General features: G+C 60.2%; 9 protein-coding genes and 1 tRNA gene. 7 read left to right on the top strand and 3 right to left on the bottom strand.

The window, feature by feature from the left end; all coding sequences use genetic code 11:
- Nucleotides 1-30 precede the first annotated feature (30 nt).
- A complete protein-coding gene (gene folK, locus J4D52_RS07990; RefSeq protein WP_102676391.1) occupies nt 31-549 on the bottom strand; it encodes a 2-amino-4-hydroxy-6-hydroxymethyldihydropteridine diphosphokinase in 519 nt (172 codons plus the stop codon).
- Nucleotides 540-893, bottom strand: coding sequence for a dihydroneopterin aldolase (gene folB, locus J4D52_RS07985; protein WP_102676392.1), 354 nt, complete (start codon nt 891-893; stop codon nt 540-542). Before folB ends, folK begins: the two co-directional genes overlap by 10 nt.
- A gap of 74 nt (nt 894-967) precedes the next feature.
- Between folB and plsY the strand changes: the two genes are divergently transcribed.
- The gene (gene plsY / locus J4D52_RS07980) at nt 968-1,537 is read left to right on the top strand and encodes a glycerol-3-phosphate 1-O-acyltransferase PlsY (protein ID WP_009051169.1); all 570 of its coding nucleotides are present in this window, start codon (nt 968-970) and stop codon (nt 1,535-1,537) included.
- A 41-nt stretch (nt 1,538-1,578) separates the two neighbouring features.
- Here plsY and tsaD read toward each other — a convergent pair whose 3' ends face one another.
- A complete protein-coding gene (tsaD, locus tag J4D52_RS07975) occupies nt 1,579-2,604 on the bottom strand; it encodes a tRNA (adenosine(37)-N6)-threonylcarbamoyltransferase complex transferase subunit TsaD (RefSeq protein WP_009045890.1) in 1,026 nt (341 codons plus the stop codon).
- 200 nt (nt 2,605-2,804) lie between these two features.
- Between tsaD and rpsU the strand changes: the two genes are divergently transcribed.
- The 6 genes from rpsU to J4D52_RS07945 all read left to right on the top strand — a co-directional run bounded on the left by rpsU (nt 2,805) and on the right by J4D52_RS07945 (nt 12,404).
- On the top strand, nt 2,805-3,020 hold the full coding sequence (rpsU, locus tag J4D52_RS07970; protein ID WP_002551877.1) for a 30S ribosomal protein S21: 216 nt from the start codon (nt 2,805-2,807) through the stop codon (nt 3,018-3,020).
- 469 nt (nt 3,021-3,489) lie between these two features.
- Nucleotides 3,490-5,454 carry a DNA primase gene (dnaG, locus tag J4D52_RS07965; protein ID WP_102676393.1) on the top strand — a complete coding sequence of 655 codons (1,965 nt, stop codon included), beginning with the start codon at nt 3,490-3,492 and terminating at the stop codon, nt 5,452-5,454.
- A gap of 67 nt (nt 5,455-5,521) precedes the next feature.
- Nucleotides 5,522-7,369, top strand: a complete 1,848-nt coding sequence (rpoD, locus tag J4D52_RS07960) for an RNA polymerase sigma factor RpoD (protein WP_007926106.1) — start codon at nt 5,522-5,524, stop codon at nt 7,367-7,369.
- Between the two features lie 123 nt (nt 7,370-7,492).
- A complete protein-coding gene (locus tag J4D52_RS07955) occupies nt 7,493-11,236 on the top strand; it encodes a bifunctional diguanylate cyclase/phosphodiesterase (protein WP_063433209.1) in 3,744 nt (1,247 codons plus the stop codon).
- Between the two features lie 15 nt (nt 11,237-11,251).
- Nucleotides 11,252-11,328: transfer RNA gene (locus J4D52_RS07950), tRNA-Ile, on the top strand.
- Between the two features lie 272 nt (nt 11,329-11,600).
- Nucleotides 11,601-12,404: a hypothetical protein gene (locus tag J4D52_RS07945; protein ID WP_063433210.1), complete on the top strand. Its 804-nt coding sequence runs from the start codon at nt 11,601-11,603 to the stop codon at nt 12,402-12,404.
- Nucleotides 12,405-12,462 lie beyond the last annotated feature (58 nt).

The following is a 12,462-nucleotide window of genomic DNA, read 5'->3' as shown; positions in this document are numbered from 1 at the left end:
CGCCGTCGGCCAGAACTACGCCAGCCAGAGCTATCCCAGCTCCGCCGGCGTCAGTTGCCTGCCTCTCCACTCAAATGCCACGGGCGCCAGTACCTGGTCGATTCGAGCCTCGCGCCAGAGGGTGGCGAAGTCTTGCCCCGCCATCGGATGAACCCGCCCCGGAGCCATCAACGACAAGGGCCAAAGCACAAAGGCGTTCTTCAGGATCTCTGCGCGCGGCAGGATCAAACCGTCGAAATTGCCCACCAGATCGCCATACAGCAGCACATCGATGTCCAGAGGCAGGCCTTTGCGGTCCGGGGCATAACGACCGTTGTCCGCTTCGATGAACTTCAACCGGCGGTCCAGTTCCATCAGCGGCAGATCGGTAAAGGCCGAAACCACCAGATTGAAAAAAGGTCCGCTCTTGATTCCGACCGGCTGGCTTTCGAATACGGCCGAGCAGCGCATATCCAACAGGAAGCCTGCCAAGGCATCGAGTCCAGCCAACAGATGGGTTTCACGCTCGATATTGCTGCCGAGCCCAAGAAATACCTGAGTTAGCGACATCCGCGCTCGATCTCCACGCCAACACCTTTGGCGGCCGCGACAGCACCGGGTTTGGTCAGTTTGAGGTGCAACCAGGGAATATGGAACTCGCTCATCAGGACTTCAGCCAGACGCTCGGCAAAGGTTTCCACCAGCTGGAATTGCGCCTGTTCGGCAAACTCCTGGATCCGCGAAGACACGCTGGCATAGTCGAGCGCCAGGGTCAGGTCGTCACCGGCCGCGGCCGGGCGGTTGTCCCAGGCGAAGCTCAGGTCAAGGCGCAGGCACTGCCGGATGCCTCGCTCCCAGTCGTAGGCACCGATCACCGTGTCGACTTCCAGGCCCTCGATAAACACTCTGTCCAAGCACTCTTCTCCGCAGCACGACAAGGGCGCAATGCGCCGTTAGAATCAGGGCGTCCTCGCCCGGAATAGTTAGCATGTTTTGGTTACTGGCGATCTTCGCCTACCTGCTCGGCTCGCTGTCCTTCGCCATCTTGCTCAGCCGCCTGACCGGTACACCCGATCCGCGAATGAGTGGTTCGGGCAATGCCGGCGCCACCAACATGCTGCGCCTGGCCGGCAAGAAACTTGCTGTACTAACCTTGCTCGGCGATCTGCTCAAAGGGCTGTTGCCCGTGCTGATCGCCAGTCTCGCAGGCCTTTCGCTTCAACAACAGGCCTGGATCGGGCTCTACGCCGTACTGGGCCATCTGTTCCCGGTGTATTTTCGCTTTCGCGGCGGCAAAGGTGTCGCCACCGCCGCCGGGATGCTGCTGGGGCTTTACCCGCCAGCGGCGCTCCTGGCCATTGCCGCTTGGCTCCTGACCTTCTACCTGACCCGCACCAGCTCGCTGGCGGCGTTGATCGCCACACCCTTGACATTGCCATTGCTGGCTTGGCAGGCGCCGGCGGCGCTGCTGCCGATGAGCGTACTCACACTGCTCATCGTCTGGCGCCACCGCGGCAATCTACGCGACCTGTTTGCCGGGCGCGAACGGCATTTCTGAATACTGAAGATAAGCCGGACTCAGGTCGAGCCATTGCCACCTCACAACGGCGATAGCTGCTCCATCGGCCAACGCGCCTGCACACTGATCGCCAGGCTCTCCTGCTGACCGGCCTGCAAACGCTGGCAACCGGCAAACGCGATCATCGCGCCGTTGTCAGTGCAGAACTCCGGACGGGCGTAAAATACATTCCCTTTCATCTCGCCGAGCATTTTTTCCAGCGATGCCCGCAGAGCCTTGTTGGCACTCACGCCACCAGCGATGACAAGACGTTTGAGTCCCGCCTGCTTCAAGGCTCGCTTGCATTTGATGGTCAGAGTTTCCACCACCGCCTGCTGGAAGGCGAGCGAGATGTCGCAACGGGTTTGCTCGCCGTCGTCCCCAGCGCTGACGCATTGCTGCCAGGTGTTCAGGGCGAAGGTTTTCAAGCCGCTGAAACTGAAATCCAGCCCTGGACGATCGGTCATCGGCCGCGGGAAGACAAAGCGCCCAGCCACGCCTTGCGCGGCCAGGCGCGCAATTTCCGGACCGCCCGGGTAATTCAGGCCGATCATCTTCGCCGTCTTGTCGAAGGCTTCACCAGCAGCATCATCCAGGGTTTCGCCCATCAGCTCGTATTGGCCGATGCCATCGACCCGCACCAGCTGCGTATGGCCGCCGGAAACCAACAAAGCGACGAACGGAAACTCCGGCGGTTGTTCTTCCAGCATCGGGGCCAGCAAGTGGCCTTCCATATGATGCACACCCAGCGCCGGGATACCCCAGGCAAAGGCCAGCGCCTGGGCGCAGGAGGCGCCTACCAGAAGGGCTCCGACCAGGCCAGGGCCCGCGGTATAGGCAATGGCGTCGATTTCGGTCGGCACACAGTCCGCCTCGGCCAGAACCTGACGGATCAGGGGCAGCATGCGCTTGACGTGATCGCGAGAGGCCAGCTCCGGCACCACGCCACCGTAGGCCCGATGCAGGTCGATCTGACTGAACAGCGCGTCGGCCAGCAGGCCTCGCTCGCTGTCATAAAGCGCGACGCCGGTTTCGTCGCAGGAAGTTTCTAATCCCAGTACTAGCATGGGTTTGCGCCTTGTAGAGGCTAAATTCGAAGGCGCGCATAATAGTCGCCACTCCCTCAGCCGACCAGCGGTTTTCGATCAGAGGCTTTGCATTCCGAGCGATGAGGGGTTAACATCCGCAACCCTTAAAAACCGACGACCTCAGCCGCGATTTTTGCGACGAGAACGTTGACCCCGGTAATGAATGAAGGTAGCTCTGGATGCCAGCCGTCAAAGTTAAAGAGAACGAACCCTTCGACGTAGCTCTGCGTCGTTTCAAGCGCTCCTGCGAAAAAGCCGGTGTTCTGGCTGAAGTTCGTAGCCGCGAATTTTACGAGAAGCCGACTTCCGAGCGTAAGCGCAAAGCAGCTGCTGCTGTTAAGCGTCACGCCAAGAAAGTTCAGCGCGAACAGCGCCGCGCCGTACGTCTGTACTAATACACAGACGTTCGCTGCAAGCTTCTGCCAAGCCCGGCCCTCAGCCGGGCTAATGGCATTTGCGGACAACGCTTGATGCTTCACCGTCAACGCCGCCCATGCGACCGAGACAATCCGCTTCACCACGTCAGACCTGGCTTCCTGCCAGCGGTGCACGTCTCTTCTGACGAGCCTTCCAAGGCTACTGACGAGCACACTTTTATTCTGATTCCTCAACAGACTCAGCCCAAGGTGCCCTTCTCCAGCGCCCGCTTATGAGCCATCCGAGACCTGTCGGACTCAGAGCAATATCTTCAAATAGTCGAAGACTGATTGAAACTAACGTCAGTGGACTTTCGGCAGATACACTTCCCGATAGCGATCAAGCCAACGACAGATGGTCGAACGCGCAGCCGTTGCGCCTCGAACAGCCCACTTTCGAAGCCTTCGCATTGGTCCATTTCTTTCGCGCAGTGATGACGAGAACGCCATGGCCGGGCTGATTCCCCAGAGCTTTATTGACGACCTTCTGAACCGCACCGACATCGTCGATGTTGTCAGCTCGCGCCTGCAGATGAAAAAGGCCGGTAAGAACTACACCGCCTGCTGCCCGTTCCACAAGGAAAAGACCCCCTCCTTCAGCGTCAGCCCCGACAAGCAGTTCTACTACTGCTTCGGCTGTGGCGCAGGCGGGAACGCCCTCGGCTTCATCATGGACCACGACAACCTGGACTTCCCCCAGGCAGTCGAGGAACTGGCCAAAGCCGCCGGCATGGAAGTCCCGCGCGAAGAAAGCGGTCGCTCGCACAAGCCCCGACAGCCGACCGACTCGCCGCTCTACCCGCTGCTGACCGCCGCCGCCGATTACTATCGCCAGGCCCTGAAAAGCCATCCGGCCCGCAAGGCAGCAGTCGATTACCTCAAGGGCCGCGGCCTGACCGGCGAGATCGCCCGCGATTTCGGCCTCGGCTTCGCTCCGCCCGGCTGGGACAATCTGTTCAAGCACCTGAGCAGCGATACCCTGCAGCAGAAAGCCATGATCGATGCTGGCCTGCTGATCGAAAATGCCGAAACCGGCAAACGCTACGATCGCTTCCGCGACCGGGTGATGTTTCCAATCCGCGACAGCCGCGGCCGGATCATCGCCTTTGGCGGCCGAGTACTGGGCGACGACAAGCCAAAATACCTGAACTCGCCGGAGACCCCGGTGTTTCACAAGGGCCAGGAGCTTTACGGCCTGTTCGAAGCCCGCAAGAACAACCGCAACCTCGACGAAATCATCGTCGTCGAAGGCTACATGGACGTGATTGCCCTCGCCCAACAAGGCTTGCGTAACGCCGTTGCGACCCTGGGCACAGCCACCAGCGAAGAACACCTCAAGCGCCTGTTCCGCATCGTGCCCAGCGTCCTGTTCTGCTTCGACGGCGACCAGGCCGGGCGCAAGGCCGCCTGGCGTGCGCTGGAAGCGACCCTTTCCAGTTTGCAGGATGGCCGCCGGGCACGCTTTCTGTTTCTTCCCGAAGGGGAAGACCCGGACACCCTGGTCCGCTCCGAGGGCACAGACGCCTTTCGCGCACGCATCAATCAACATGCTCAACCGCTGGCCGATTACTTTTTCCAGCAGCTGACCGACGAAGCGGATCCACGCTCGCTCGAGGGCAAGGCCCATCTGGCCACCCTGGCGGCACCGTTGATCGACAAGGTTCCCGGGGCCAACCTGCGGACCCTGATGCGCCAGCGCCTCAGCGAAATTACCGGGCTCAACAACGAGACCGTCAAGCAGTTGGTGCACAGCGCCCCACAAGAAGCACCTCCGGTGTACGACGCCGGCATCGACTACGACGGCATACCGGACTACGCCGACTACCACGAGCCGCAAGAAGCCTATGTGCCGCAGCAAGAATGGACGCCGAAGAAAAGCGGTGCCGGCGGCAAGAAGTGGGAGAACAAGCCCTGGGACAAAAAGGGCAAGCGTAATGGCGATCGTGATCAGCCACGTGCCCCGCGCGTCCCGGCCGCCGTCGAACCACCAACACTGTCAGCCCTTCGAACATTGCTGCATCACCCGCAACTGGCCGAGAAAGTTGAAGACGCCGGGCATTTCGCCGCCGACGACAACACAAATACCCAGTTGCTGGTCGCCCTGATCGAAGCCGTGCAGAAAAATCCTAAGCTACGCTCTATTCATCAACTGATGGCGCGTTGGCACGGCACCGAACAGGGCCGTCTGATCAAGGCGCTGGCGGAAAAGGAGTGGTTGATTGAGGGCGACAACCTTGAACAACAGTTTTTCGACACCATTAAAAGCTTGTCCGCTCGTCAACGTGAGCGTGTTTTGGAACAACTTCTCAGGAAATCGCGTCAAAGCGAATTGAGTGGCGAAGAAAAAATTCAGCTACTCGAGCTTTTAAAACGCAATGTTCCCGCATCAAACCCGACCTCAACTGGCGCGTGAGGTCATAGCTCGGGTATAATCCTCGGCTTGTTTTTTGCCCGCCAAGACCTTCAGTGGATAGGGTGTTATGTCCGGAAAAGCGCAACAGCAGTCTCGCCTCAAAGAGTTGATCAGCCGTGGTCGTGAGCAGGGTTACCTGACTTACGCGGAGGTCAACGACCACCTGCCGGAGGATATTTCAGATCCGGAACAGGTGGAAGACATCATCCGCATGATCAACGACATGGGGATCAACGTATTCGAGAGTGCTCCGGATGCGGATGCCCTTTTGTTGGCCGAAGCCGATACCGACGAAGCAGCAGCTGAAGAAGCCGCCGCAGCGTTGGCGGCTGTGGAAACCGACATTGGTCGCACTACCGACCCAGTGCGTATGTACATGCGCGAAATGGGCACGGTAGAGCTGCTCACACGTGAAGGCGAAATCGAAATCGCCAAGCGTATCGAAGAGGGCATCCGTGAAGTGATGGGCGCGATCGCGCACTTCCCTGGCACGGTTGAGCACATCCTCTCCGAATACACTCGCGTCACCACCGAAGGTGGCCGCCTGTCCGACGTCCTGAGCGGTTACATCGACCCGGACGACGGCATTGCACCGCCTGCCGCCGAAGTACCACCGCCTGTCGATGCCAAGGCCGCGAAAGCGGACGACGACACCGACGACGATGACGCCGAAGCCAGTGACGACGAAGAAGAAGCCGAAAGCGGTCCGGATCCGGTCATCGCAGCCCAGCGCTTTGGCGCCGTTGCCGACCAGATGGAAATCACCCGCAAGGCGCTGAAAAAGCACGGTCGTGAACACAAGCAAGCCCTGGCTGAAATGCTGGCCCTGGCTGAACTGTTCATGCCGATCAAACTGGTTCCGAAGCAATTCGAAGGCCTGGTTGAGCGTGTTCGTAGCGCCCTGGATCGCCTGCGTCAGCAAGAGCGCGCGATCATGCAGCTCTGTGTTCGTGATGCCCGCATGCCACGCGCCGACTTCCTGCGCCAGTTCCCTGGCAATGAAGTGGACGAAAGCTGGTCCGACGCGCTGGCCAAAGGCAAGGCCAAATACGCCGAAGCCATCGGCCGCCTGCAGCCGGACATCATCCGTTGCCAGCAGAAGCTGACCGCGCTCGAGACCGAGACCGGCCTGACGATCGCCGAGATCAAGGACATCAACCGTCGCATGTCGATCGGCGAGGCCAAGGCCCGTCGCGCGAAGAAAGAGATGGTCGAAGCCAACTTGCGTCTGGTGATCTCCATCGCCAAGAAGTACACCAACCGTGGCCTGCAGTTCCTCGACCTGATCCAGGAAGGCAACATCGGTTTGATGAAAGCGGTAGACAAGTTCGAATACCGTCGCGGCTACAAGTTCTCGACTTATGCCACCTGGTGGATCCGTCAGGCGATCACTCGCTCGATCGCCGACCAGGCCCGCACCATCCGTATTCCGGTGCACATGATCGAGACGATCAACAAGCTCAACCGTATTTCCCGGCAGATGTTGCAGGAAATGGGTCGCGAACCGACTCCGGAAGAGCTGGGCGAACGCATGGAAATGCCTGAGGACAAGATCCGCAAGGTATTGAAGATCGCTAAAGAGCCGATCTCCATGGAAACCCCGATCGGTGATGACGAAGACTCCCATCTGGGTGACTTCATCGAAGACTCGACCATGCAGTCGCCAATCGATGTCGCCACCGTTGAGAGCCTCAAGGAAGCGACTCGCGAAGTCCTCTCCGGCCTCACTGCCCGTGAAGCCAAGGTACTGCGCATGCGCTTCGGCATCGACATGAATACCGATCACACCCTTGAGGAAGTCGGTAAGCAGTTCGACGTTACCCGTGAGCGGATTCGTCAGATCGAAGCCAAGGCGCTGCGCAAGCTGCGCCACCCGACGAGAAGCGAGCATCTGCGCTCCTTCCTCGACGAGTAATACCAAGCCCCCCAGCCCTGCTGGGGGTTTTGTTTTGTGCAGTTTAAAACGTCCCCACGCCTCACTCCCTGCGGATTGCCCGTCTACACTCGAAACATTCCCCCGTGCCATAACGAGACCGTTATGCCCAGACTGCCGACCGTGCTGGTGCTGTCGCTGCTCGCCTGGACCGCAACGGCCGGCGCGCTGACGCTCACCGATGAAGAACGTGGCTGGCTTTCCGCTCACCCGGAATTGCGCCTGGGCGTCGATGCCTCATGGCCGCCCTTCGAATATCGCGATGAGGAGGGGCGCTACCAGGGCCTTGCGGCGGACTATATCCATCTGATCCAGGATCGCCTGGCGATCACGCTCAAGCCGATAGAACCCGCCAGTTGGAGCGAAGTGCTCGAAGCCGCGAAAAAGGGCAAGCTGGACCTGCTGCCAGGCATCATGTCGACCCCGGAACGGCAAAATTACCTGGCCTTCACCCGCCCGTACCTCGACTTCCCCATCGTGATCCTGGCCCATAAAGGCGGCGCGCAACCTCGCAAGCTCACGGACCTGTATGGCCTGAAGATCGCCGTCGTGGAGAATTACGCCCCCCACGAACTGCTGCGCACTCACCATCCCGACCTGAACCTGGTCGCCTTGCCCAATGTGAGTTCGGCCTTGCAGGCGCTGGCCCTCAATCAGGTCGATGCCGTGGTCGGCGATCTGGCCTCCAGCGTATGGAGCCTGCGGCAGCAGAAGCTGGACGGGCTCTATGTCAGCGGCGAAACGCCCTACCGCTATCAGCTGGCCATGGGCGTCCCCCGCGACAGCAAGATACTGGTAAGCATTCTCGACAAGGTGCTGGCTGACATAAGCCCGGCGGAGGTCAACGAAATCCAGCAGCGCTGGGTTGGCAATGTGCTCGACCATCGTTCGTTCTGGTCGGACTTGCTGTTTTATGGCCTGCCAGGGCTGCTCCTGCTGTTTGCCGTGCTGGCGGCGGTGATCCGCATCAATCGCCGGCTGAGCTCCGAGATTGCACGGCGCGTGGCCCTGGAGCAGGAACTGCGCAGCAGCGAATACCATTACCGCGGCCTGGTCGAAAGCCTTTCGGCGATTGCCTGGGAGGCGCGCATCAGCGACTTCACCTACAGCTACGTGTCGCCCCATGCCGAGCAACTGCTGGGCTATCCCCTTTCCCATTGGCTGATTCCCGGGTTCTGGAGAAATATCATCCACCCCGCCGACCTGACGCGCGCCCAGCATTTCTGCGACCATGAAGTCCTGGCCGGGCGCGATCACAGCCTGGATTACCGGGTGATCACCGCCGATGGCCGCTGCCTATGGGTTCGCGACATCGTCAGCCTGATCGAGCACGGGCATGAACCGATCATGCGCGGCCTGATGATCGACATCAGCGAAACAAAACGCACCGAAGAGGCCCTGCAGCTCTCGGAACAGAAGTTCGCCTCGGTCTTCCAGCAGTGCCCGGACATCCTGGTCATTGCCCGCCTGTCGGATGGCTGCCTGCTGGAGGTCAACGAGGCGTTCGAAGAACAGATTGGCCTGAGTGCCGGGCAAGTCGTGGGCCAGACGGCCACCGAACTGAACATCTGGGGCATCCAGGGGGTCGGCCCCGGGCTTCTGCAACGCTTGCAGGCCGGCAGCATCCGCAACCTGGAAATGCCCTTTCGGCGCAGCAACGGCCAGCTGTTCACCGGACTGATCTCCGCCGAACCCTTCGACCTCGACACTACGCCCGCCCTGGTCGTGGTGGTTCGCGACATCAGTCAGTTGAAGGAAACCCAGCAGCAATTGCAAACCTCCGAAGAGAAGTTCGCCAAGGCTTTTCACGCCTCGCCCGACGGCCTGCTGCTAAGCCGCCAGCGTGACGGCTTGCTGATAGAGGTCAACGAAGGTTTCAGCCGCATCACCGGCTTCAACAGCGCCATGTCCGTCGACCGTTCCACGCTGGACCTGGGCATCTGGGTCAACCTCAACGAACGCCGGCAGATGCTCGACCTGATGCAACGGGATGGCTTCGTGCGGGACTTCAGCTGCCATATTCGCCGCAATGACGGTCAGATCCGCCTCTGTGAGCTCTCCAGCCGGCCGCTGCCGATCGGCGACGAAGATTGCATGCTGACCATCGCCCGCGACATTACCGAGCGCCACCTGATGCAGGAGAAGCTGCAGCAGGCCGCCACCGTGTTCGAGAGCACAGCTGAAGGCGTACTGATCACCGATACCCAGCAGCACATCAGCGCGGTCAACCGGGCGTTCACCGAAATCACCGGCTACAGCGAAACCGAAGCCCTGGGCCACACCCCGCGCCTGCTGGCTTCCGGCCTGCATGACAGCGCCTTCTACGCCGCCATGTGGCACCAACTGACCGCCGAAGGTCATTGGCAGGGGGAAATCTGCAATCGACGCAAAAATGGCGAGCTGTACCCCAGTTGGCTGACCATCAGCGCCGTGCGCAACAAAGACCGCTTCATCACCCACTTCGTCGCGGTATTCGCCGATATCTCCAGCCTCAAGCACGCCCAGGCCAAGCTCGATTACCAGGCGCACCATGATCCGCTGACCGGTCTGCCGAACCGCACCCTGTTCGAAAGCCGCCTGCTGACCGCGCTCAACAGCCAGCAGGAGAACGGCGGCCAGGGCGCCGTGCTGTTTCTCGACCTGGACCGCTTCAAGCACATCAATGACAGCCTCGGCCACCCGGTCGGCGACCTGCTGCTCAAAGGCATCGCCGTGCGCCTGAAAGAACAGTTGCGGGATATCGACACCGTCGCCCGCCTGGGTGGAGACGAGTTCATCATCCTGCTGCCCGGGCTACAGCAGCCCAGCGATGCCGACCATATCGCCAACAAGCTGCTGAACTGCTTCACCGCTCCGTTCCAGGCGGGCGAGCATGAGTTCTTCATCAGTGCCAGCATCGGCACCAGCCTCTACCCCAAGGACGGTTGCGACGTGGCCACGCTGGTCAAGAATGCCGACGCTGCCATGTACCGCTCCAAGGCCAAGGGTCGCAACCGGGTCGAAAGCTACACCCGCGACCTGACCGCCCAGGCCAGCGAGCGCGTGGCCCTGGAACATGAACTGCGGCGAGCCATCGAGCGCAACGAGCTGTACCTCTACTACCAGCCCAAGATCAGGCTGGTCGACCAAGAGCTGGTGGGCGCCGAAGCACTGATTCGCTGGCATCACCCGACCTTTGGCGATGTCCCGCCCGAGCACTTCATCCCCCTGGCCGAAGAGAACGGCATGATCCTGCAGATCGGCGACTGGGTACTGGAACACGCCTGCCAGCAGCTGCGTGAGTGGAACGAATGCTACGAGAGCTTCGGCCCGCTCTCGGTCAACCTCGCCGGCGCCCAGTTGCGCCAGCCGAACCTGCTGGGGCGGATTGAACAACTGCTGAAAGACAACCGCCTCAAACCCGGCTTCCTGCAGCTGGAAATCACCGAGAACTTCATCATGAGCCAGGCCGAGGAAGCCCTGGCAGTCCTGCACCAGCTCAAGCGCCTGGGCGTTCAGCTGGCAATCGACGATTTCGGTACCGGCTACTCGTCCCTGAGCTACCTCAAGCGCCTGCCGCTGGATTTCCTGAAAATCGATCAATCCTTTGTCCGTGGCCTGCCCGATGACCCCCACGATGTGGCGATAGTGCGGGCCATCATCGCCCTGGGTCGCAGCATGCAATTCACCGTGATCGCCGAAGGCGTGGAAACCCATGAGCAGCAGGTATTCCTCGGGAACGAAGGTTGCGAACAGATCCAGGGCTACATCATCAGCCTGCCGCTGAGCGCCGACGAATTCGCCGCGACCTTTCTGCGCCTCCCCGTTTCGGATTTTTCGGATAGCACAGCCGAGAAACCGTCGCTATAATTCGCGGCCTACTGAGGGCCTATAGCTCAGTCGGTTAGAGCAGAGGACTCATAATCCTTTGGTCCACGGTTCGAGTCCGTGTGGGCCCACCATCTTTGAAAGCCGCGCATTGCGCGGCTTTTGCGTATTTAAAGCGCTGTACTCCCCCTCGATTCGGCCGCCAGGCCGGCAAAGCAGCCGATCATTTCTCCCAAGAAATCAGCCCTAGCGCACAACTATTAAAAACCGCGACGGTCATAACCGCGCGGAAGTCGCGCGTGACCTCCGTTCAGTCCTAGACTGCATTTCTATCAATGGGGGAGAGCCTGTCCTTTCCCCGGCGTGATGCACCACCTAAGCCACCCATAATAATCAGAGTGGCCTGATGATTCGGACACAACACATGGAAGTAATATCTACGGCGCCTTCGCCTGGCCCGGTAACGGGGTTCGCACGTTGCCGGAATATTCAGCAAGGCCCTGTTTTCATCATTGCATCCGGTAGTTCGGCAAAGGATTTTCCCATCGAAGCCTTTGCGAACATCCCGATGATCACCATGAACGGGGCCATCTCGATGTTCCGCGGGACCGGCATACGGCCTTTTTTTTATGCCTGCTCCGATACCAGTTTCTCCCTCCAGCAACCCGAACTCTTCGCCCAGGCGATGGATCTCAGCCAGCGTGTGGCGCTCTGGGAAGAACATGCCCGGATGATTCCGATCCAGCCTCGCGGCGAGCTGTTTCTGCTGAAGAAGGCGCCACGACAGACCTGGAAGGAGCTGTTGCTCAAGAGCAACAGCGATCTGGTTCGCCCTCCCCTCCTCTCGGGCAACAGGAGCCGGACCATCGGCTTCAGCAAGAATCTCGAGCTGGGTTTCTTCGATGCCCGCACGGTGGCCTATCTGGCGCTGCAACTCGCCTATCACGCAGGCTTCGATACGGCGATCCTGGTGGGCGTCGACCTGAGCCCTGCCCAGGGGCGCTTTTATGAAACGCCAGACAGCTTCAAGTCGCCCTGCGGTCTGGACCAGCACCTGCAATCACGGATCCTGCCGTCCTTGAAGCTGATGTCGGACAAGGTCATGGGCAAGGACTTCTCGGTGTACAACCTGTCCCCCACGTCGCGTATTCCCACCTCGATCATTCCCAACATCAGCCTCGACGAGCTCGGCAAACTGGTTGATCGCTGAGTTTTTTTGCAGGTGAATGGACGGGCTGTATCCGCCCACAAAAAAACCGCGCAAGGCG

It is taken from the genome of Pseudomonas sp. GW460-12-10-14-TSB1, from assembly GCF_017349775.1.
Classification (GTDB): Bacteria; Pseudomonadota; Gammaproteobacteria; order Pseudomonadales; family Pseudomonadaceae; genus Aquipseudomonas; species Aquipseudomonas piscium.
Note: the sequence above shows the minus strand (reverse complement) of the source record. Positions and strands in the feature narration are given on the sequence as shown.

Excerpts from the sequence above, each read along its gene's own strand:
- folK (WP_102676391.1), bottom strand. The coding sequence starts at position 549 with ATGTCGCTAACTCAGGTATTTCTTGGGCTCGGCAGCAATATCGAGCGT.
- plsY (WP_009051169.1), top strand. The coding sequence starts at position 968 with ATGTTTTGGTTACTGGCGATCTTCGCCTACCTGCTCGGCTCGCTGTCC.
- tsaD (WP_009045890.1), bottom strand. The coding sequence starts at position 2,604 with ATGCTAGTACTGGGATTAGAAACTTCCTGCGACGAAACCGGCGTCGCG.
- rpsU (WP_002551877.1), top strand. The coding sequence starts at position 2,805 with ATGCCAGCCGTCAAAGTTAAAGAGAACGAACCCTTCGACGTAGCTCTG.
- dnaG (WP_102676393.1), top strand. The coding sequence starts at position 3,490 with ATGGCCGGGCTGATTCCCCAGAGCTTTATTGACGACCTTCTGAACCGC.
- rpoD (WP_007926106.1), top strand. The coding sequence starts at position 5,522 with ATGTCCGGAAAAGCGCAACAGCAGTCTCGCCTCAAAGAGTTGATCAGC.
- J4D52_RS07955 (WP_063433209.1), top strand. The coding sequence starts at position 7,493 with ATGCCCAGACTGCCGACCGTGCTGGTGCTGTCGCTGCTCGCCTGGACC.
- J4D52_RS07945 (WP_063433210.1), top strand. The coding sequence starts at position 11,601 with ATGATTCGGACACAACACATGGAAGTAATATCTACGGCGCCTTCGCCT.